The 21,220-nt window shown below is 62.0% G+C and carries 19 protein-coding genes and 1 tRNA gene; 6 read left to right on the top strand and 14 right to left on the bottom strand.

The window, feature by feature from the left end; translation table 11 throughout:
* Positions 1–27: 27 nt before the first annotated feature.
* Positions 28–1,272, top strand: coding sequence for a GAF domain-containing sensor histidine kinase (locus ACP15P_RS06770; RefSeq protein WP_424927746.1), 1,245 nt, complete (start codon positions 28–30; stop codon positions 1,270–1,272).
* A 10-nt stretch (positions 1,273–1,282) separates the two neighbouring features.
* Here the strand turns inward: ACP15P_RS06770 and ACP15P_RS06765 are convergent, their stop codons facing one another.
* The 10 genes from ACP15P_RS06765 to ACP15P_RS06720 all read right to left on the bottom strand — a co-directional run bounded on the left by ACP15P_RS06765 (position 1,283) and on the right by ACP15P_RS06720 (position 14,227).
* A complete protein-coding gene (locus ACP15P_RS06765; RefSeq protein ID WP_424927745.1) occupies positions 1,283–1,951 on the bottom strand; it encodes a methyltransferase domain-containing protein in 669 nt (222 codons plus the stop codon).
* A 234-nt stretch (positions 1,952–2,185) separates the two neighbouring features.
* Positions 2,186–2,259 (bottom strand) — tRNA-Gly (locus ACP15P_RS06760).
* Positions 2,260–2,474: 215 nt separating this feature from the next.
* On the bottom strand, positions 2,475–4,742 hold the full coding sequence (locus ACP15P_RS06755) for a TRAP transporter permease (RefSeq protein ID WP_424927744.1): 2,268 nt from the start codon (positions 4,740–4,742) through the stop codon (positions 2,475–2,477).
* A gap of 103 nt (positions 4,743–4,845) precedes the next feature.
* The gene (locus ACP15P_RS06750; RefSeq protein ID WP_424927743.1) at positions 4,846–5,829 is read right to left on the bottom strand and encodes a TAXI family TRAP transporter solute-binding subunit; all 984 of its coding nucleotides are present in this window, start codon (positions 5,827–5,829) and stop codon (positions 4,846–4,848) included.
* Positions 5,830–6,026: 197 nt separating this feature from the next.
* On the bottom strand, positions 6,027–7,361 hold the full coding sequence (locus ACP15P_RS06745) for a sigma-54-dependent transcriptional regulator (protein WP_424927742.1): 1,335 nt from the start codon (positions 7,359–7,361) through the stop codon (positions 6,027–6,029).
* Positions 7,361–9,250 (bottom strand): sensor histidine kinase, encoded by a 1,890-nt coding sequence (locus ACP15P_RS06740; RefSeq protein ID WP_424927741.1) that lies wholly within the window; start codon positions 9,248–9,250, stop codon positions 7,361–7,363. Before ACP15P_RS06740 ends, ACP15P_RS06745 begins: the two co-directional genes overlap by 1 nt.
* 115 nt (positions 9,251–9,365) lie before the next feature.
* Positions 9,366–10,040, bottom strand: a complete 675-nt coding sequence (locus ACP15P_RS06735) for a hypothetical protein (protein ID WP_424927740.1) — start codon at positions 10,038–10,040, stop codon at positions 9,366–9,368.
* Positions 10,041–10,067: 27 nt separating this feature from the next.
* Complete coding sequence (locus ACP15P_RS06730) at positions 10,068–11,639, bottom strand: NHL repeat-containing protein (protein WP_424927739.1); 1,572 nt, start codon at positions 11,637–11,639, stop codon at positions 10,068–10,070.
* 40 nt (positions 11,640–11,679) lie between these two features.
* A complete protein-coding gene (locus tag ACP15P_RS06725) occupies positions 11,680–12,954 on the bottom strand; it encodes a carbohydrate porin (protein WP_424927738.1) in 1,275 nt (424 codons plus the stop codon).
* Between the two features lie 259 nt (positions 12,955–13,213).
* A complete protein-coding gene (locus ACP15P_RS06720) occupies positions 13,214–14,227 on the bottom strand; it encodes a helix-turn-helix transcriptional regulator (protein ID WP_424927737.1) in 1,014 nt (337 codons plus the stop codon).
* A gap of 313 nt (positions 14,228–14,540) precedes the next feature.
* Between ACP15P_RS06720 and ACP15P_RS06715 the strand changes: the two genes are divergently transcribed.
* Genes ACP15P_RS06715 through ACP15P_RS06695 form a run of 5 tightly spaced genes read left to right on the top strand, consistent with a single transcriptional unit; the run spans position 14,541 to position 18,574 of the window.
* Positions 14,541–14,711 (top strand): hypothetical protein, encoded by a 171-nt coding sequence (locus tag ACP15P_RS06715; protein ID WP_424927736.1) that lies wholly within the window; start codon positions 14,541–14,543, stop codon positions 14,709–14,711.
* A 12-nt stretch (positions 14,712–14,723) separates the two neighbouring features.
* Positions 14,724–15,365 carry an NAD(P)-dependent oxidoreductase gene (locus ACP15P_RS06710; protein WP_424927735.1) on the top strand — a complete coding sequence of 214 codons (642 nt, stop codon included), beginning with the start codon at positions 14,724–14,726 and terminating at the stop codon, positions 15,363–15,365.
* Between the two features lie 8 nt (positions 15,366–15,373).
* Positions 15,374–16,630, top strand: coding sequence for an MFS transporter (locus ACP15P_RS06705; protein WP_424927734.1), 1,257 nt, complete (start codon positions 15,374–15,376; stop codon positions 16,628–16,630).
* 46 nt (positions 16,631–16,676) lie between these two features.
* Positions 16,677–18,053 carry an MATE family efflux transporter gene (locus tag ACP15P_RS06700; RefSeq protein WP_424927733.1) on the top strand — a complete coding sequence of 459 codons (1,377 nt, stop codon included), beginning with the start codon at positions 16,677–16,679 and terminating at the stop codon, positions 18,051–18,053.
* Between the two features lie 35 nt (positions 18,054–18,088).
* Positions 18,089–18,574, top strand: coding sequence for a CIA30 family protein (locus tag ACP15P_RS06695; RefSeq protein WP_424927732.1), 486 nt, complete (start codon positions 18,089–18,091; stop codon positions 18,572–18,574).
* 23 nt (positions 18,575–18,597) lie between these two features.
* Here ACP15P_RS06695 and ACP15P_RS06690 read toward each other — a convergent pair whose 3' ends face one another.
* The 4 genes from ACP15P_RS06690 to ACP15P_RS06675 all read right to left on the bottom strand — a co-directional run bounded on the left by ACP15P_RS06690 (position 18,598) and on the right by ACP15P_RS06675 (position 21,157).
* Positions 18,598–19,206, bottom strand: coding sequence for a protein-methionine-sulfoxide reductase heme-binding subunit MsrQ (locus tag ACP15P_RS06690; protein WP_424927731.1), 609 nt, complete (start codon positions 19,204–19,206; stop codon positions 18,598–18,600).
* Between the two features lie 89 nt (positions 19,207–19,295).
* Complete coding sequence (locus ACP15P_RS06685) at positions 19,296–20,141, bottom strand: NAD(P)H-binding protein (protein ID WP_424927730.1); 846 nt, start codon at positions 20,139–20,141, stop codon at positions 19,296–19,298.
* A gap of 63 nt (positions 20,142–20,204) precedes the next feature.
* Complete coding sequence (locus tag ACP15P_RS06680) at positions 20,205–20,618, bottom strand: nuclear transport factor 2 family protein (RefSeq protein WP_424927729.1); 414 nt, start codon at positions 20,616–20,618, stop codon at positions 20,205–20,207.
* Positions 20,619–20,860: 242 nt separating this feature from the next.
* Complete coding sequence (locus tag ACP15P_RS06675; protein ID WP_424927728.1) at positions 20,861–21,157, bottom strand: DUF2218 domain-containing protein; 297 nt, start codon at positions 21,155–21,157, stop codon at positions 20,861–20,863.
* Positions 21,158–21,220: the final 63 nt, after the last annotated feature.

Raw genomic sequence — 21,220 nt, 5'->3', positions numbered from 1 at the left:
TCCCGTAATATCTCGGAATACCGGACAATGGACGATACACCTTCGAACGACACCGCCGTTCAGGACCACGCCGCCTTTCTGGCTGGCCTGCACGACTTTCAGGCCGATATCGAGATCCTGTCCGGCAGCCAACTGATCGGCACCATTCTCGAAACCATCATGCTGGCCACAAACATGCGCTTCGCCGCCGTGGCCCGTGTCACCGCCGACCGCTGGGTGGCCTGCCGCACGGTGGACGAGGTCAATTTCGGGCTGCTCGCCGGCGACGAAATCGAAATCCGCTCCACCTTTTGCCAGTCCGTCCGCGACACCGGCGACCGCGTGATGTTCAACGACGCAGCTACGGACGAGGTCTACCGCGACCACCCGATCGCCGCCAAATTCGGCATCGTCAGCTACGCCTCAATTCCCATCTACCGCAGCAACGGCGCCTTTTTCGGCACGCTCTGCGCCATCGACACGGAACCAAGGGACGTCAAGCACCCCCGCGTCGTCGCCATGCTGGAGATGTTCGCAGGCGTCATCAGCAGCGCACTTGAAACCGAGGAACAGCTTGAGGCGCAGTCCATGCAGGTCGAGCGCGAACGCGAACTCACCCGCATCCAGGAGGAGTTCATCGCCGTTCTCGGCCACGACCTGCGCAATCCGGTCGCAGCATTCGGCGCGGGCCTGCGCCAACTCTCCCTCGAACCGCAAAGCGACCGCGCCCTGAGCCTCATCCCCATGATGCGCCGCTCACTCCACCGCATGAATGAGCTGATCGACAACATCATGATGCACGCCCGCTCCCGGCTTGGCGGCGGCATCCAGATCACGCCCGTCGCCGGGGCCCCGCTCGCCCAGGCCATCGCCGGCGTCGTCGAGGAAATCCGTGCAACCGGCCCCGAACAGGACATCCGCCTCGACCTCGCCCTTCGCGACGACATCCGCTGCGACGCCCCCCGCATCGCACAGGCCGTCTCCAACATGATATCGAACGCCATCAGCCACGGAAAACCAGGCACGACCATCGACATCCGCGGCACCTCCACTGGCGATCAGGTCACCATCAGCGTCTCAAACACCGGCGACCCAATCCCGGAAAGCATCCGCGCCGCCCTCTTCATGCCCTTCCAGCGCGGACAAAATGCCGCCGCGGAGGGCCTCGGCCTCGGCCTCGGCCTGTTCATCGCCTCCTCCATCGCCACGTCCCATGGCGGCGGCATCGGAGTGCAATGTCAGAACGGTCTGACCACCTTCACCCTGTCCGTCCCCCAACAGTCAGCGCCCTGATCCGTCCGCGCTATCCCGACCGCCGGTACGCTACCCAGCCGCGAAACGAAAACGCGGCATAAAACATTTCGACACTTTCAAACCCGGCCTCGCGCAACAACGCCTCATCTTCCGCCGGAGACAGCGCGGGCAGACGTTCGGCAATTACCTCCGCCATTTTGGTCGACTGCTCCACCGGTATCCCCGAGGCCTGCTGATACCGGGCATACCGCCGCAGCCACGGACCATCCTCATCAAAGCTGTGATGCATCACGACCAGAGGCGCCCCCGGCGCCAGCCGCTCCGCCATGGACCGCAACGTCCGAAGCCGCTCTTCCCGCTTCAGAAAATGCAGCACCAACAGGCACACCGCCCCATCAAACGGCCCGGCCCCGGCATCATCCACGTAGCCCTCAACCAATTCCACCCGCGAGACCAGCTCTCCCAGCGTCTCCCGCGCCAGCCCCAGCATTTCCCGTGACGGATCCACTCCCTCGAACCGCCACCCCGGCCACCCTTCGGCCAAAGCCCGCACCTCCAGCCCGCCACCTGCACCCACAACCAGCACACGCCCAGACTCCGGAACCCGTTCCGCAAGCAGCACCCCCACCATCCGGCGCAAATCCCCCATTCCCGGCACCTGCCGCGCCAGGTTCTCCCGATAGGTTTGAGTGTCATAGGCGATGTCAGGTTGGGGCATGGGTTTGTGTCCTCGGTCGGGCAACAGCGTTGCAAATTATGTTACAACATAACGCCGAAAGCGACTACAGGACCAAACCTGTTTCACTTGGCCAGGCCAGCATCTTGCCAAACACCGGTCGGATTCCAAAACACGCCACCGAACTGGAAGCGGTCAGTTCCGCTCACACCTTGTAAACGCAAAAAATCGCCGACAAAATCGGCACTTCGCGTCTCTCACAATGTCAGGAAAATTTGGAGCGGGCGGCGGGAATCGAACCCGCGTCATCAGCTTGGAAGGCTGAGGTCTTACCACTACACAACGCCCGCTCAATGATTGCGTACGTATTTCATGGAGTTTTTGGGGTCAAGGGGTAAGTCGGCTTTTTGGGAAACGGACTTCCACAATGTCGGTGCCCATGTACGCCAAACCTCCCCGCCTCCAATCCTGGGCGTCTCCAGCAGCGCTGGAGTACGCAAAAGTCCTGCGGAGCATGGAGCATACCCAGCAGGACTTTCAAATCGTAAGTATCACTCCAGCTTTATCAATCGGCGCCGCTGACGGGGATCGGGGCGCCCGGATCGGGCCGGAAGGTTTTTTGAATAAACCAGGCCCCGGCCGCCAGTCCAAGCCCGACCAGGTCGGTAATTCCGCCGCCCTCAATCATGAACAGCGCCGCGAGGATCAGGGCCAGCCTGATGAACCAGGCCGAGCGTCCGCCCATGAACCAGCCCTGCACGCCGCCCGACAGAAGGAACACGCCGACGATCGCGGTGGCCCCGGCCCGAAGGACCTCGAACCAGCTGCCTTCCATCAGCAGCGCCCCGTTGTAGAAGAACATGAAGGGTACGATGAAGGCCGCGATACCGATCTTGAAACTGGCGACCGAGGTTTCCATCGGGTTGGCCCCGGATATGCCCGCAGCTGCGTAACTGGCCAGTGCCACAGGTGGCGTGATGGCCGAGAGCACCGCGAAGTAGAAGACGAAGAAATGCGCCGTCAGCTGCGGAATGCCGAGCTGCACGAGGCCCGGCGCAACCACCGACGCGGCCACCGCATAGGCCGCCGTGGTCGGCATGCCCATGCCAAGCAGGATCGCGATACACATGGCGAAGAAGAGCGCGAGAAGCTGCGAGGCCTCGGCCAGGCCCAGAAGCAGGGCCGAGAACCGTGCGCCCACGCCGGTCAGGCTGATCACGCCAACGATGATACCGGCACAGGCACAGACCGCGATGATCTGGATCGACATGATGCCGGCCAGCTCAAACGCCTTGAAAATGCCCTTTGGGCCCATGCGGAAAGGCGTGAGCCAGGACACAACAGCGGCGGCGATGGTGGCCAGCGTGCCTGCGCGGATTACCGAGTAGCCCATGAAAAGCGCGGCAATCAGAATGATGATCGGGATGAACAGGTACACCTGCCGGACCATGCGGTTCAGCTTCGGCAGTTCCTCCTGCTTCATGCCGCGCATGCCCAGCTTGGCCGCCTCGAAATCGACCATGAAATAGACACTGACGAAGTAGAGCACCGCCGGAATGATCGCGGCAATCGCAATCTCCTGGTACGGGATGCCGGTAATCTCGGCCATGATGAAGGCGCCGGCGCCCATGATCGGCGGCATGATCTGGCCGCCGGTGGAGGCCGCGGCCTCAACCGCGCCGGAGGTCTTCCTGTGATAGCCGACCTTCTTCATCAGCGGGATGGTCAGCGAACCGGTAGCCACAACGTTGCCCGCCGAGGTCCCGTTGATCATGCCCATCAGGCCGGAGGCGAAAATCGCCACCTTGGCCGGACCACCACGCGCACGACCGGCGGCCGCAAAGGCGAAGTTGACGAAGTAGTCGCCCACCTTCGAGGCCTGAAGGAAAGCCGCGAAGATGATGAACAGGATGATGTAGGTCGAGGAAACCGCCGTCGTCGGCCCGAGAATTCCGGAGTCCGAATAGACGTGGCCAAAGAACCGCTTCCACGAATAGGGCTGATCGACCGCGAGAATGCCGGGCAACATATGCGCGGTGAAGGTGTAGACGAGAAAGATGCCGGTGATGATCACAAGAGCAAGTCCCGCGACGCGGCGCGTCAGCTCAAGGATCATCGCGGCTCCGGCCGTGGCAGCGAAGGCCACCCCGATCGGCACAAAAGGCGTCCCGACGGAGTTCCGCGCTGCGGTGGCGTAGATCGGGATCAGGTAACACGCCACGGTGACGCTGCAGACCACCAGCAGCATGTCGGAAGCCCGAAACCGCGTACGCGGGGCCTGTTCCATCCAGCCCAGCACAATGCCGCCGAAGGAAGCAACCAGCAGCGGCACACCGAAAAACCAGATCTCCTGTCGGTAAACCGGGGTCCCCTCAAAGGCGGGCCAGGTGGTGAGCCCGCCCATCTCCGGCAGATCGCCGCCCGTCACCTGGAGGGCAAAATAAAACGTCGTTCCAAGTGCCAGCAGCGCCGGCAGCATCAGCGCAAACGCCGCCTTCTGAACAAACCCGCCGTCGCTTTCCACCGGTTCGTCACGGAACGCGGCGGCGTGGAACAGCAGGAACCCAAGGCCAAGCGCGCCCGCAATATGCACTATGCGGAAGTTCCATGTCTCCATCGGGAAGGTCGGCAGCAACGGGATCTCAATACCGGTCCAGTCCGAGATCGACACACCGTTGAGCGCCGCCATGTGAAACAGCGCATAAAGCGCGGCCAGGGTCGCAATGACACGGAAGCGCCAGCCCTCAAACAGGCGACGGTTTGCCTCGGTGAGTTCCTCGTCGACACCCTCGGCGATCAGGTGTTCGTCTTCAGCCGCTGTCTCTTTGGTCATCCGGCCTTCTCCCCAAATGCGCTGGATTTTCTTATTTATTGGTCGTGTGGTCCGGAGGCGCAGGCCCCCGGACCGTCGCGGCGCCGTGACGCCGCAATCTGGCTTACATGCCGTGGATCATGTCATCCGCGATATCGGCACCGGCGTTTTCCTTGAACCACTTGGCCGCACCCGGGTGCCATTTCAGGACACCATTTTTGTCCCAGTTCTCGGGAACGGTCGATGCGGCGGCCTTGTGAATGCCAACCATGCGCTCGTTGTCGGACATGATGACATCGACAACCGCCTCAACGAAGCTTTCCGGCAGTTCACAGTTCGCGATGGCAAAGTTCCACATCGACACCGACCGTGCCGGGGCTTCCAGCGTGGTGTAGGTCGAAGCGTCAATGTCAAATTCCGACACCGGATAGGCTTCCATGATGGCAGCCTGCTCTTCCTCGGTAAACTCGATGATGTTCACGTCGGTCTGAACCTCAAGCTGGCTGACCGCGGGAACCGGCACACCGGCTGCAAAGGCGATCACGTCCAGCAGACCGTCCTGCAGCTGTCCGCCCAGGTCCGACCAGCCGCCATTGCGGCGCTCGAAATTGACGCCCAGCGTCTCCATCATACGCGGAAAATAGGTGTCCGAGGTCGAACCGGCGGGGCCGAAGCCAATCCGCGCGCCCTCAGGAATTTCCGAGATCGAGGTGATGCCCGACGACGACAGGGTCGTCACGCTGAACGGGGTCTGGTACATCGGGAACATCGCGCAGGCATTGGTCATCTGCAGTCCGGGCGCGATCGGGTTGGTTCCGTTCGCGGACTCCGCAGCCGGACCCATCGTCGTCATGCCGAACTGTGCGTCGCCGGTGTGGACCAGCGCCATGTTCTGCATCGGGCCACCGGTTACTTCGCCGCCGCCGGAGATGCCAAGCTCTTCGGCAACAAGGTTGGCCCAGCCCGAACCATAGGCAAAGTAGGTGCCGCCCTGCGACGCGGTGCCGACCGTAAAGCTGTCCGGCCAGCCGCTCCTGTCCTCGTCCTGCGCGAACACGGGCGCGGCAAGGCTCGCCGCAACGATGGCGGTGATTGAAAGTGCTTTCATGATTTCCTCCCAAAAAGACGGGGCATCCCCGCTCACTCAAAACGCTCACTCAGGCAAACGTTGGCGTCGGAGATACACCTCACAAACTATTGCAAAACCGAAAACACCCTGAAACCGAAAATTTTCAGCGGCACAGGCGGCACCCCTGGGTGATGTATGTGACAGGCCCGCGGATTTGTGTGTCACCTCCGACCCACTCACTCGTCGATATTGAAGTCTTCCCGGTTCAGACCGTATTTCTGCATTTTGTCGTAGAGTGTCTTGCGGCCGATCCCCAGCGATTCGTAGACGTCCTTGACCCGACCGTCATGGGCCGCCATGGCCGCTGAGATCAGGGCTTTTTCATGGGCCGCCATCAGGTCCGCCAGAGTTTCATCCGGTGTCGCATCGACATCCGGCGATGTGGGCAGGCCCAGAACAAAGCGTTCCGCCGCATTGCGCAACTCACGCACATTGCCCGGCCAGTCACGTGCGGCCAGCGAGGCCAGCAGATTGCCGGGCAGATCGGGGGGCGTCACCTTGTAGCGCGCGCCGGCTTCAGCCACGAGAATGGGAAAGAGCCGTGGAATGTCCTCGCGCCGCTCGGCCAGCGCGGGAATGCGGATGGTGATGACGTTCAGCCGGTAGAGCAGATCCGCGCGAAACCGGCCCTGCTCCACCGCGCCTTCGAGGTCGGACTTGGCCAGGGCAATCACCCGGATATCCAGCGGTATGGCATCGTTCGAGCCCAGCCTGGTTACGGTCCTGTTATGCAGGACATCGAGAAACTTGGCTTGAAGGTGCAGGGGCATACTGTCGATCTCGTCAAGGCACAGGATGCCGCGGCGGGCATGTTCCAGTTTGCCGTAACGGGCACGCGTGGCCCCTGGAAAAGCGCCCGCCTCGTGGCCGAACAGCTCGGCCTCAATGGTCGTTTCCGGCAGCGCCGCGCAGTTGATATGCACGAAATTGCCATTCGACCGTTCGCTGATGCGATGGATGGCGCGCGCCGCGACCTCCTTGCCGGTGCCGGTTTCCCCGGTGATCAGCACGTCGGCATCGGTCGCGGCAATCGCTCGGATCTGATCTTGAAGGCGCGCCATCGGGCGGCTCCGACCCACGAGGCGCGCCTCAACAATGTCCGACGACCCGACCTGACGACGCAGGGCGCGGTTCTCCAGTGTCAGGCGCCGCGCCTCCAGAGCCCGGCGCACCGAGGCGACAAGACGGGACGGCTCGTACGGCTTTTCCAGGAAATCATAGGCCCCCTCCTTGATACAGGACACCGCGAGATCAACATCACCATGCCCGGTCACCAGAATGATGGGCAGGGCCGCATCGATCTCGAGCACCCGGCGCATGAGCGTAAGTCCGTCCATACCCGGCATGCGGATGTCCGAGACGATGACGCCCTCGAAGGACCGGTCGAGTTTCTCCAGCACCTCCTCTGCCTCGGAAAAACAGTCACACCCGATATCCGCCAGCTCAAATGTCTGCGAAGCGGCATTCCGAAGATGGTCTTCGTCATCAACAAACAGAACCCTGGGCGCCATCACTCAGCCACCAGTCCGGCGGGTGCATACGCCTTCTTCAGTGTCACGAGGAATTCAGCACCGCCGTCCGGATGGTTGGCCGCGCTCAGCGATCCGCCGAAATCCCGGATGATGTTAAACGAGATCGACAGCCCCAGACCCATGCCGCTGCCGACCTGCTTGGTGGTGAAAAACGGCTCGAAAATCAACTCCTCCTCATTTTCCGGCAATCCGGTGCCGGTGTCGCGCACCCGCACCTCGACATACTCCCCGCGGTCGGATGCCGTAATCTCGACAACGCGCCGCGCCTGATCGCGCATTGCGTCGATGGCGTTGGTGAGCACGTTGACCATCACCTGCTGCAACCGAAGCCGCCCGCCAATGGCCCAGACCTCCTGATCCGGACGGACAAAGACAATCTCGGCCTCATTGCGCCGCGTGTGCGGCCGCACCAGTTCCACCGACTCGGCGATCACCTCGCTGACGGGAATGGCACTTAGCTGGTCGCCGGGACGACGGGCAAAGTTCCTCAGATGCGCCGATATGCGCGCGACCCGGTCGATCATTTTCGAGATGTGCGAAATGTTGGTGCCGACCTCGTCATAGCGCTTCCGCTCAAGATACTGCGCGGCATTCTCGGCATAGGATTTGATACCCGCCAGCGGCTGGTTGATCTCATGGGACAGGGCAGCCGACATCTGCCCCAGGGCCGCCAGCTTGCCGGCCTGCACCAGCTCGGCCTGGGTCTTGCGCAGCCGGGTTTCGGCGGCCTTGCGCTCCTCAATCTCGCTTCGCAGGCTGGTGTTGGCCGCGTCCAGATCGGCGGTCCGCTCCCGCACCATGACTTCCAGCGTTTCCCTCTGGCTGCGTTCGTGTTCCATCCGCTCCGCCAGCCGCGCGCGCCACTGGATGATCGTCAGCATGGCAAGCGTCAGCACCAGGACGACAAGCCCCCAGGTCGCCAATGCGAAGAGGGTTCTGGTCTGGATAAGCCGCATGGGCTGCAAAACGGTCGCGTGCCATCCCGGCAGGACAAGGGACGCACTGTCGGACAGGAACCGCCGCTCCTCGCCGGGCTCACCCAACAGGACCTCCACCGGGTCCTCCCCGCCCCCGGTGACTGAAAACGACAGGGACTCCAGGACCGACAGGGGAAACTGGCGCGTCTCCTCAATCCGTTGCCTGACCCCACTCGTAAGAGGTTCAAGCGTCCGAAAGAGCAGACTGCTGTCCGTGGACAGGAATATGACGCCGTTGAGATCGGAGACGAAGATCTCCCGGTCATTGGCCCGCCACAGGTCCTCAAGCGGATCAACCGGAATTTTCACCGCCAGCACACCAGCGACCTCGAGACCGTCCAGGATCGGGGCGGAGAAAAAGAACCCGCGTTCACCCGACGTCGTGCCCAGCGCATGATACCGTGTCGCCTCGCCCGCCGCGGCGTGCAGGAAATACGGCCTGTAGTCGAACCTTTCTCCGATAAAGCTGCGCTCCTCGCGGTAATTGCTGGCCGCGATGGTCCGGCCCGACCGGTCCATCACATAGATGTCGGATGCGCCAACGTCGCGGGCCAGATGCCGGAGTTTTTCGTTGATCAACGGCACCATGTCCGCACGCGACGGGTCTTTCAGAAGCTCCCAAAACTCCGGATCGCCCGCAATCAGCGCCGGAATGGGATCATATCGGCCGATCAACTGTTCAATCGTGACCGAAACCAGCCGCAGATCAGCCACGCCCTCGTCATTTGCGCGGCTCATGAAAAAAGACTGAACCCGTGAGTAGGATGCCAGGCCCAGCATGAGGCACAGCACACACAGCGTCAAAACGACCGCTGTCGCCTTCGGCACACCTGCCAGACTGGTCCCGGTTTTCATCATGGCACCGGAGCCTATCGCCATGTCCCGGGTCATGGAAGTGGCGTCGAGCGGGCCGACTAGGGTTTTCGCTTATTTCAGAACAGCCGAAAGCCCCCCGCGTTACAGAAAAAATATTCCCGGAAAACCCGGATGAAGCCGTTCCCGGCACTCATTCCATACGGGTGTAATACTGGTGCATGTCATCCCCCACCATATCGACCGGAGTGTCGGATGTGCCTTCAATTGTCAGGTCCTCCTCCGGCACGCTCACCTGAAACTGCCAGCCATCGGCTGGTGAAAGCTGCTCGGCGAGGTTGGCGGGATCACCGTCGGTCACCTCCTCCCCGTAGGCGTTTAGGACGTAGACACCCCCATCAGGTCCCACAAGCTGGTAGATCGGTTCGCCAGCCCTGAACACCATGGTCTGAAGTTTGGCGCTGACATACGGGCTGTAGGGATCGGCGCCCTTGCCGGAACCAAGCGCCGCGAGCGGCAGCGTTGCCGCATAGCCTGCCCTGATACCGCCAAACGTCCTGGTCTCGCCCAGCCCGAGGGTCTGCTGATCCATCGCCCAAAAATGCGGGCCGTTGAGTTGCGCGGCACCGGCTCCGTGATTGGCCGCGATGCTGTCCGTGTCCATGGCCATCCATTTGTCTTCGGGACATCCGTCAGCATTGGACGTATTGTAGATATCGATGTGATCATCAAAGATCAGAAGAAACTCGCAGAACCGCATGCCACGAATGTCGGTCAGCGTAACGGGCGAAACGCCCTGCTGCGCCGAAGTGGTGGGGGCTGACATGCCCCAAACCACCACGGCAACCGCTGCAAGTGAGCCTTTCATGGTACCCTCCCTTTGCAAATTCCGCGCTCAGCGCGCCGGCATGGGCTGCAACACGATGAACCCCTGATCCCACATGTAATAGAACCTGCCCCCGTATCCGGGGCTGAGCAGCGTGTTGAAGTTCATCGGTTCGAAGAAATCGGATTCGGCCAAAACGTCGCCCGTCCGTGCATTCAGCCACAGCGCCTGCTGCCTGTAGGGCGGGTTCGACGTCTGATTGAGTTCCTCCAGCGTGGTTCCCGGCTCTGCGCGGGCGGTCCCCAGAACCCGGGCCTCCGTCGGACCGTAAAGCGCCTGCAGAGCCGTGGTCGCGCCATCGAGGGTCCAGGCCGTCGACATCTCACTCGTTTCCTGGTCGAAACTGATCCCGGCGATTTTCATCATGTTCTGGTCGGCGGAGAAGACCATGCTCAGTTCCGGGTCCACCGCACCCTTGGGCGGGGCCCAGCTCATGCCGGTCGGCAGGTCGGTTCCAAAGGGGTAGATCCGCGTGATCTTCGACGGATCGGACTGGCTGATCGCCACCATGGCGGAGGCCGCTTTCGTCGTCGGCAGCCCGTTGACCTGCACCACGACCCAGTCGCCGAGAATTCCTGGCGCATCGCCTACGGTCTGACCCGGGTCAAGGTAATCATCAATGACCCAGTCCGCATCATGGGACAGTTCCTGAGCCTCGGGGTCCCAAAAGAACCGGTGGAACCGGGCCACGGTCGGCGCATAGATCGCGATCCTGCCGTCATGCTCCGTGATCGTGTGTGGCGTGACGGCATTTTCCGGTACGGCGATCCGGTCGAGGATCTCGAAACTTTCGGGATCGATGGCGAGGATCGTCGATCCGGGCGATTTCGCGGCCCCGCCCGGGCATTGGAAGGCCGCCAATGTCCCCTGAATGTTGCAGGGGGTCGCGCGCGTCTGGTTCTTGATGATCAGTGTTCCATCCGGAGCGATCGTGACGTGTTTGAAATTGCTGCCCTCGGGGGGTGCGTCGGCCGGCAGGGTAATGTGTTTGAGGATCAGCCCGGTATCGCCATCAAGTTTCACGAGGTGGTTGCCGAAGGCCACGGGGATGTTGCCATCCGGCAGGATGTTCAGATTAGCCGCCCCAACCCATTCGCCCGAGACGTTGCCATTCTGCAGAACGGTCCGCCAAATCTGCTTTCCCGTCGTCGCATCCACCCTGGCAACATAAGGCCCCACGGGCACCACGCCCTGGGCCGGTGGGTTGTTGCCGCCCGTGAGATACAGCTCGCCCGGCCGGCGGTTGTTCATGAAAAGCACACCCTGGTAGCTGTCCTCACTGCGCCAGGCATAGACCTCGTTCGGCCCATCCATTGAGCCCAGAAAACTGGCACAGGGATAGAACTGGCTGCGCGTCGCGTCCGACACCTCGGCACCGTTAAGTGATTTGAAATAGCCCGGAGTGTCCCGCTCCTGCGAACAGGCCCATTCAGCCTCAATACTGGCGAGATTTCCCGGCGATGGCCCGTTGGCCGCCGCAAATCCATCGAAATCCGGTCCGTCGTCTGTTTGCGCCGCCACGGCGGAAGCCAGGAGGGTCGCACCTGTCGCTAAGAACCTTTGCATGCTGCGTTTCATCATCGGGTTACTCCAAATTTTTCATTTTTGTCCAAAGCGGAATTCAGAACTGGATCCGGGTTCTCAGCCCCGAGAGAACGACCTGATCGGTTCCTGGATTGGCGGCGGGATTGCGTACAACCTGCACCGATGGCGTGATTGCGAAGGAAGACAGCAGCTGCAGCCGGTAGAACATCTCGGCGGTGTACTGGTCCTGCAGCGCGTCGCTGGCCGGGCTGCCCCAGCCCGCCGCAATTCCGAACATGTCGTTTGAGGCGCGGCGGCGCGTATCGAGCTTGACGCCGAGACCGGCCACAAGATCATGCTCGAATATCGAAGCATCGCCATCCGACCACCCGCCAAAGGCAAACGGATACCAGCGGTCGTCGAAAAGATACCCCGCCTGCAGGGCCACACCATTTGCCGCATCCAGGCCCTTCTCATCGAGGGCGTCCTGGTACCAGACCTGAAGCTTGACCGCGTCCCACATCTGTTTTCTGAGACCATTCGGCAGGTAGCGGAACTCAGCGGAATAGAAGTGTTCCCCGTGTTCGATCGTATCAAACGGGCTCCTGGTCGCCGTACCGTTCGCGTCATGCACGCCCGCGACCATCACGGTGTTCGGCGTAAACTCATACCCAAAACCAAAGCCAAGCCCGCGTCCCGGAGACGCCTTCGACAGGCTCGATTGCATTCCGGTGTTCTGGAACCCCATCAGCGAGGAGGACATGGCCGTCGTATTGTACCACGAGATCGCGCTGATGACCCCGCCTATGGCGCGCAACCGGCCCCCCTGGAACGACTGACGCCAGGCAAGTTCCGTCAGGTCCCAGCCCGCATCGCTGAAGCCGGTTCCCGAATTCACAACACTTCCGAACTGATAGGCCAGTCTCGACGGCGCCAGCTCCCCGTTCCAGCTCTCCCGGTTACGGATCCGGAACGTCAGCTTGCCGGGATTGCTACCGCCCCGGTCAAACAGCGTCCACGCCCCCTGTATCTGGCTGCGGGTGGCCGCAGCATCCGATATGCCTGTCAGGGTCTCATCAGCGGACTGATAGAGGCTCTGGAGGCTGATACTGAACTGCAGCCCGTAATCCTCATTCAATCGGCGTTTAAAAGCGTACCACGGATCGAATGCCGCAAGTGTTCCGTCCGGCGACAGCAGCCCGCCCTGAATGGCGTCATCCTCCGAGAGCTGGGTCGTTACACCGCTCGGCCCTTCCAGTGACGGCGTCCGGGAATATCCTGATTTCGTCCCGCCCTGACCGGTGACCCCAACGGCGCCAATGCCTGATTGAGCAACACCGATCGCGGGCGTTCCCAGCAGGATTACCGACATCAGCAGCGCCGTACCTGGGCCGGCCAACAAGGCGGAAATACGTTTGCGCCCTCCGTTGGGGTGAGGCCGACCCTTTCGCAACTTCTTCAATGCCATTGGCTGTCCTGACGACCGGTTGGTTTTCCAATGACAGCAGTATATCTCCCGCAAATCCCAGCACTTCGCTTTACGCGCCACGAATTTTCGCCCTGCCGATATAAGTTTCTATGCTACTGGCGTGCCGCTGGGTTGCGGTCAGGATCAGATGACAGACCGGTCGCTACCCGCTTTTGCGATAGGCCGTCGGACTTTGCCCCGTCCACCGCAGCATGGAGCGATGCAGCGACGACTGCTTCGAATAACCAAGACGCCCCGCGACGGCTGAAATCGGTTCGTCCCCATGGGAAACCAACCGCGTCGCCTGCTCGCGTCGCGCGTCGTCGAGAATGGCCTTGAAGCTGGTCCCCTCGTCCTTCAGCCAGCGCTGCGCCGTCCGTGCGCTGATACCGGCCGAGTCCGCCAGTTGCCCAATTTCCGGCACGCCATCGCCATCATCAAGCATCGCCCCAACCAGGGTTCGAACCGAATCCGCAAACCCTCCGCCAGTCCGCAGCGGTTTCAGGCCAAAACGCGCAAGCTCGGCACTTCGGTCCCGCGAAAATTTCGGGAAGTGCCTCAGAGCAACGGTGTTCGGAATGGTCGCCATAAGCGCACCCGAGGTTGATGCGGCAACCCGCCCTTCGCTAAACCACGGCTCAAGATGGGAGACCCCAAATTCCGGATGGGGCGGCAGGGCCGCCCGCGTGATCCGCGGCGCCGCGGCCCCGCTCATCGCACAGATCCGGTCAAGCACGGCCAGCGCGTACTGGGACATCAAATGCAGAGTCTCAGCGTCAAACCTCGCGCCATAGGCATGACGCACCACGCACCCAGTCTCACCGGCCTCAATGTTCAGCAGTTCGTGCGAGCAGAAAAAGGGCAGTGCAGCGGATATTCGGCCCAGCGCCTCGGCGGGCGTCGTCGTGCCCAGCGCGACCCGGCCAACCTGAACGAGTTCAAGGTCTCCGGTGTCCGACACGATCCGACAGGGCGCATCCGGCCCGACCCTTGCGGAAATATCCCGCAGCAGCGCACCGGCCTTCAGCAACGGGATGGGACGCATCGGATCAAAATATGGCGCGCCCGCCATCCCGTTGTTCCCGAGTATCTCTTTCGACTGCAGGCCCTGCCGTTCCAGCCACCGAAGAGCGGGAAGGAGCGAAATCGCCCGCACCAATGGGATTGCATGCGCCATCTAGCCTCCAGTGCAGGCCAGGCCGGCACCATGGCCGAACACCATGTCCGCACCGTCTATTTGCCCGCTGCCCTGTTTTGCCATCCGACACCCCCCGATAATCCGACGCTACTATTGGCGATATTGCGCAGCGCTTCAACGACTTGCTTGAATGACAACAGTCCCACTCACTGCCAAAACCCGTATGATCACACCAGGAGCGTCCTCCAATTCCGGCACCTCCAGCGCAGGGCAAAACGCGCCGATATTGATCCAGTCATCTCCGCCGGGCGTAATCCGGATAACAAACAAAACGGACAGCGGAGAAGTTAAGATGACCACGAGGGACGAAAACGGCCCCGTAACGCCCACGCGCCCGGAGCGCGTTGCACAGGCCAAAGCAGTCGCGACGACTACCGCGGCGCAAAACGTCCAGTACCTGCTTCTCTCCACCGGCATTGGCCTTTCCGCCCTGCTGGCGTTCCTCGTCCTGAACACGGTTTGAGGCGGAACCGGCATGAGCAAACCAATTCTCATCATGGGCGCCACCTCCGGCATCGGACAGTGCGCCGTCAACGAGGCCCTGTCGCGGAACCTGCCCGTGCGGGCGTTTGCGCGCAGCGCGGCTGACATGGAGCCCGCCACGGGACTGGAGCCTTACCCGGGCGACGCACTTGACCATCAAGACGTCGCGGGCGCCCTCAAAGGCGCACGGGCCGTGATCCATGCGCTGGGGATCCGCGAGCGTCCGGCCATGCTCTGGCAGGAGGAAACCCTGTTCTCCAAATCCACCGGCATTCTGCTTCAGGAAATGAATACCGCCGGTGTCAGCCGCCTGTTGGCGGTCACCGGGATCGGCGCGGGCCGCAGCAAAAGCGCGCTGAGTTTCATCGAACGCGCGGCCCACAAGGCGGTCTTCCGCAAGCCCTATGAGGACAAGGACCGTCAGGAGGAAATGATCATCCAAAGCGACACGGACTGGACCATCGTGCGCCCGGTCATCCTGACGAACGGAGCCAAAAGCGGAAAATACCGTGTCCTGCGTAAGCCCGAGGAGTGGAGGATGGGTCTGATTTCACGCAACGATGTCGCGTCCTACCTGATTGACGCCATCGAGGCGGACAGCGACGTTAAGTCGGATGTTGTCCTGGCGAACTGAGCGGGAAAATGAACAAATCCTATCGCATACACCTGACGTCCCTTGCGCTCACCAAGACCGCGGATGGCCTGATCGACCCCAAACTTGTGTTGGCGTGGCTGCTGAATGCCATCGGATCGCCGGGATATCTGGTTGGCATGCTTGTCCCTGTAAGGGAGTCGGGCGCACTGCTTCCGCAACTCCTGCTGGCCCGCGTCATTCAAAGACGCGAAATCAGAAAGTACTTCTGGGCCGGTGGCGCCGCCCTTCAGGGTCTGGCGGCCCTCGGCATGGCGGTGGCCGCCCTGACATTGCCCGGTGCCGTCGCGGGATGGGTCATTCTCCTGCTGCTCGCGGTGCTGGCCATCGCCCGCTCGGCATGTTCAGCCAGTTACAAGGACGTGCTCTCACGCACCGTGGAAAAAGGTAATCGCGGCAAGGTATCGGGAACGGCAGGCACCGTGGCGGCCGTCGCGGTTCTGGTCTTCGCGCTTCTTCTCAGCACCGGAATACTGCCCCGCGAACCCCTCTTTGTGTCCGCAGCCATCGCAGTTGCGGGCGGTCTGTGGCTGCTCGCCGCAGGCGTCTTTTCCCGCCTGGAGGAACCTGAGGACAACAGCGCCTCGGACGCCGATGTTTCGCTATCGGGCCTGCTCAATCCGTTGCAGGAAGACAGTGAGTTTCGCAATTACATCGCCACCCGCGCCCTGCTGATCTCGACCGCACTGGCCCCGCCCTTCCTGGTCATGCTCGGCAGCACGGATACCGGGTTTGGAAATCTCGGTCTTCTTGTTCTAGCATCCTCCATCGCATCCATCGTCTCCTCGTATCTGTGGGGCGCGTTGTCGGACTGGTCCAGCCGGCAGTCCCTGATGCTGGCCGGCGCCATCTCGGGCGTTGTCTTGGCCATCGCGTCCGCAACCGGGTTCCTCGATCTGATCGATGAGGCCGGTCTGCTGATCGCGGTTTACGTCTTCGTCTCACAAATCGCCTACCAGGGTGTGCGCGCGGCTCGGAAGACGCATCTGACCGACATGGACAGTCACGGTCAAAAATCGATCTACACCGCGCTGTCGAATACCCTTATCGGCGTTCTACTGGTGCTCGGCGGTCTCTTCGGCGCCCTTGCCGACCTCGCGGGCCCCGAAACCGTCCTCGCCGTTCTGGCCGCCCTGAGCCTGGCCGCCATCGTAGCGGCCTCGCGCCTGTCGGAAGTTCAGCGTGACGCGGGATCCGAGGATGATGCACAAACGTCGACCAACACGGACGGAAGCCAACAGACATGACGGCTGCATTCCACATCGCTAAAGCCACACCCGCAGGTCCCGCCTGATGGCAGATCAGGACCTCACACAGGGCCCGATCTGGAAGGCCCTCGCACGCATCTCCGCGCCCGTGTCGTTCGGGATCTTCTCCGTTCTCAGCGTGGGCGTGGCCGATGCCTGGTTCCTGGGGCAGCTCGGCGCCACACCCCTGGCGGCGATCGGGTTCATCTTCCCGGTAACCGCGGCCTTCACCTCTCTGGCCATCGGCCTTTCGGCCGGAGCGAACGCGACCGTCTCACAAAGCATTGGCGGCAGCGATTCCAGGGAAACGACGGCGCGCTACGGGCTTCACGCTTTTGGCCTCGGCGTCATCATGGCGACGGTAACGGCACTGGTGGTATGGCTCACCTTCCCGATGCTCTTCGGTCTGATGGGCGCGAAATCCGGCGTGCTCGACGAAATAGCGCTCTACATGCCGTTCTGGGCGCTGTCATTCCCGCTGCTTGTCACAATGATGATCGTCAACGCCATCTTTCGCGCCTATGGCAGCGGAACTGTCTCTGCACTGCTCATGGTCCTGGCCGCCGTCATCAACATCGCCCTGAACCCCGTTCTCATATTCGGCTGGGGCCCGGTGCCCGGCCTTGGAACCGAGGGCGCAGCCATCGCTTCGGCAATTGGTCGGGGCACCGCGGCGATCATCGGGATCACTTACGCACTGCGCTGCGGATATCTCGACTTCACCGTCAGTATTTTCACCGGCATTCGCGACTCGCTGGGCCAGCTCCTGCGCGTCAGCGTTCCGGCGGCCCTGTCGAACGCGATCAACCCGGCCGGAATGGCCTTTGTGACGGCAGCCGTCGCAACCCTCGGTGACGCGGCGGTCGCCGGTTTTGGTGCCGCAACACGGGTGCAATCCGTAGCACTCGTACCGCTTCTCGCCCTCTCGGCGGGCATCGGACCGGTCGTCGGCCAAAACTGGGGCGCCGGGTCCGAAGACCGCGCGCGCGCCGCCGTGCGACAGTCCTGGCTGATGTGTCTGGGGTATGGAGCCCTGCTCGGCGCATCGCTTTTCCTGCTTGCGGAGCCCATCGCGTCGGCCATCGCATCTGACGCTGAGGCCGCACAGTTCACGCGCGACTATCTGACCTTCGTCGGCTGGAGCCTGTTTGGCTACGGCATCCTCGTCACCGCCAATGCGGCAATGAACGCGCGCTCAAAAGCGGTTCACTCCATGTCGCTCAGCCTCAGCCGCATTCTCCTCGTATACCTGCCACTTGCCTGGGCGGGCGTCTGGCTCTTCGGCTATCCCGGCATTCTCTTCGCCGCCATAGTCGCCAATCTGTTTAGCGCCGCCGGGTCGCTGGTGACGGTGCAATCCGTCGGACTTCTGAAGACCGACCACCCGGCAATAACAAAGACCGCACGTCTGGTTCCCTCGTGACACAAACCGGGGAAACCACCGAAGGAACACCTCACATGAACACAACCAGGCAACTGTCTCCCCAATGGCAATTCGTCGCCGACACGGTGATGGACGGTGTGTCCACGGGCTCCGTGGTCGCCACAACCATCCGGGGCCGCCCCGCCCATCGCCTCATCGGGAACGTATCGCTCGAAAACGATGGCGGCTTTGTCCAAATGGCCTTCGATTTGGACGACGCCAGCGAAGGCGAAACCGATCCAGGCAACTGGACAGGTTTGGTGATGGACGTCTCCGGCAACGGAGAGACCTACGAGGTCCGCCTCCGGACCAGCCAGCTCACCAAGCCATGGCAGTCCTTCAGGGCTGAATTCGTGGCCGACAATAACTGGACCACCATACACCTGCCGTTCGCCGCTTTTGAGGCTCACCGGCATGACCACACCTTCGACCCGACCCAACTCCGCCGCATCGGCGTGCTGGCAATCGGTCGCGAGTTTCATGCCGATGTCTCGGTGTCCGACATCGGTTTTTATCATTAACCGGTAGAACGGCCGGAAGCCGATTAAGCGGCTTCCGGACGGGGCCGCAGATACCAGTACCAGACGCGGTACCCCTCAAGCACAGCCAGCGGACCGAAATGCACCAGCGCCGTGCCAATCCCGCCCCAGTCATGCAAAGCCGCCCAGTGCAGCAGCGTCAGAACCGCAGCGGCATAGGTCGCGCGCTGCAACGTCTTCCAGCTGCGCCCCATCCTGCGCACAAAATAATCAGAAGAGGTCACGCCCAGCGGCACGAGAATCACGAACGCAATCCAGCCCGTCCAGATGTAGAACTTTGGAATATCCACCACAATCTTCTGCACCGTGCTCAGATCAATCAGGTACAGCACCGTATGCGCCAGCGCGTAGAAAAAGGCCGCAACGCCAAAATAGCGCCGGTTTCTCTTCAGCCAGCGCGGACCGCGCCAGCCCCGGAAGACCAGCGCCAGCGGCGAGGCCAGCATCGCTATAATCATGAAACGCGCGGCAAATTCACCGGTGGGGTGCAGCGCGCCGTGGATCGCGGTACCGGTGGCCTCCGCCCCCTCCGCGGACAAAATCCCGGCCAAAACGCCAAGCCCCGGCAGCGCCAGCAGCGCCCAAAGCCAGTATGGAGAGAGTCGTGACAGCATGTCTGTTGCCTTTCCTGTGGGAACCGGTCCCGTTGGGCCGGAAGGATGGGTGTTCAATCTCACGCCGCAGCGCGTCATTTCCGTCGCCATCAGGCGCGAAGTGTCGAGAAATAATCGTCCCAGGACTGATGCGGACGGCCGGTCACCTCCGCGTACTGGCCAGGCCGGTCATACGCGCCCTGCCGGATGCCCTCGTAAATCCCGCCAATAATCGGCCCCAGAAAATCTCCCAGTTCCGCACTGCGGTCAGCCACGAAGTCCTCTGACGTCATCTCGCGATACCCCAGATCCGTGCCAAAGGTCCGGTTGATATATCCCGCCAGTTCGGCCTGGGTGATCGGCGCACCGTTCAGATCAAACGTGCCGCCATTCAAATCATCGCGGGTCAGCAGCGCCGCATAGGCATGGGCAAGTTCCGAACGCGTGGTATAGCCACAGCGGCCCTCTCCCGCGCTGTTGGCAATCTCCCCGCGTGACCGGTAGCCGTCGAGATACTCGATATCCGGCTCAATATAGATGCCGTTCCGCCCAATGGCCCAGTCAAGCCCGCTCGCGCGAATATCCGCCTCGGTCTGTCGGTTGCTCTGCACCACCGGCGAAAAGCGCGTGCCCTCCTCCGGCCCGATAATGCTGGTATAGACAAGCTTTTTCACACCGGCCGCACGGGCCGCATCAATCACGTTGCGATGCTGCTGAATACGATCCTCCGGCGCGGCCATGCCCGACACGATCACCAGCGCATCCACCCCGGCCAGAGAGGCTTTCAGCTGCTCCGGCTCATCATAATCCCCGGGCCGCACCTCGATCCCGAGGTCAACAACTTTGGAGGGCGTCCGGGCCAGCCCGATCACGGGGGTATCCCCGGGCAGCTCAACAAGCTTGCGGGCGATCTCACGGCCCAACTGGCCCGAGACGGCGGTTACGGCATAGGTCATGGTCGAAACTCCTTTCAGCAACAGGGAGGCGGCGGGAACAAACACCCGCCGCCCATTCATTCCCTACCGGCCGTGATAGGCCTGACTGACGGCAAAACTGTCCTCAAACCAGTGCCACAGGACGACCTGGCCATCGCGGACCTTCGCGCGCAGGGCAAAGGTGAACTCCCCGGTTTCCTGCCCCGAATGGGGCGTAACCGCGTTCATTTTGCCAAACACCGCCACCGTGTCGCCCGAGGCAAAGGCATCGGTGTTTTCCCACATCGTTGTCTGCAGGTTCTCCGAAAACACGCCGAGGAACTCAAAAATATTCGCCTTGCCTTCCGCGCCGCCAATCCAGGGCAGGCTTTCATCACCCTCATTGTGCCAGACCATGTCATCGGCCATCAGCCGGTCCACGGTCTCCATGTCGCCCGATCCCATCGCGCCCATAAACGCCATGACCGTGTCAAAGCTCGCCTGGGTTTGTTCGTCCATTGTCCGTGCTCCTGCGTGTTGTGCCAAAATGATTGCGAGCGATGCGCCCAGCGAAGTTCTCAAAAGGGTTCTGCGGTTCATGTCTCATGCTCCCGTGTTGGTGCGCCCGTTTAGGCGCGGATGGTCAGAATTTGCCGGCCTTGTCCGCGCGGCATCGCACATGCCCTCTCCTGCCGCGCCCCTGCCCCGGAGCGCGTTCCGGCATGTCGATCAGGTGGTGAAGTGCCGCCGACGGCGGGCTGTCAGGCGCCGGTGCCTTCAGTGATCTCCCAGCTCAGCTCCGGGTTCTCGCGGAAGGCAAACCGGTCCAGATGACTCGAAATGACCTCAACAGCCCTGTCGAGCCCCGGCCGGTCCTCCGCCGAAACGCTCAGGCCCAGCCCCGTGGCATCGGCGCTCAGCAGGCACAGCCCAAAGGGCAGTTCGATCCGCCCGGACCCGGCCTCATGGCTGGTCGGCACCTTGTGACCGAAATGCTTGCAGAGTGTGCCCAGATAGCGTTGGGCGTGTTCGGTTGTGAAAAACGTTGTCGCCTGCATTAATTCGTTCCTTCGTGTTGCACCGAACATCTATCCCCGCTGCATTGATCGGGGTATTCCCTG

The sequence above is a fragment of the Amaricoccus tamworthensis genome (assembly GCF_049800875.1).
Classification (GTDB): domain Bacteria; phylum Pseudomonadota; class Alphaproteobacteria; order Rhodobacterales; family Rhodobacteraceae; genus Amaricoccus; species Amaricoccus tamworthensis.
Note: the sequence above shows the minus strand (reverse complement) of the source record. Positions and strands in the feature narration are given on the sequence as shown.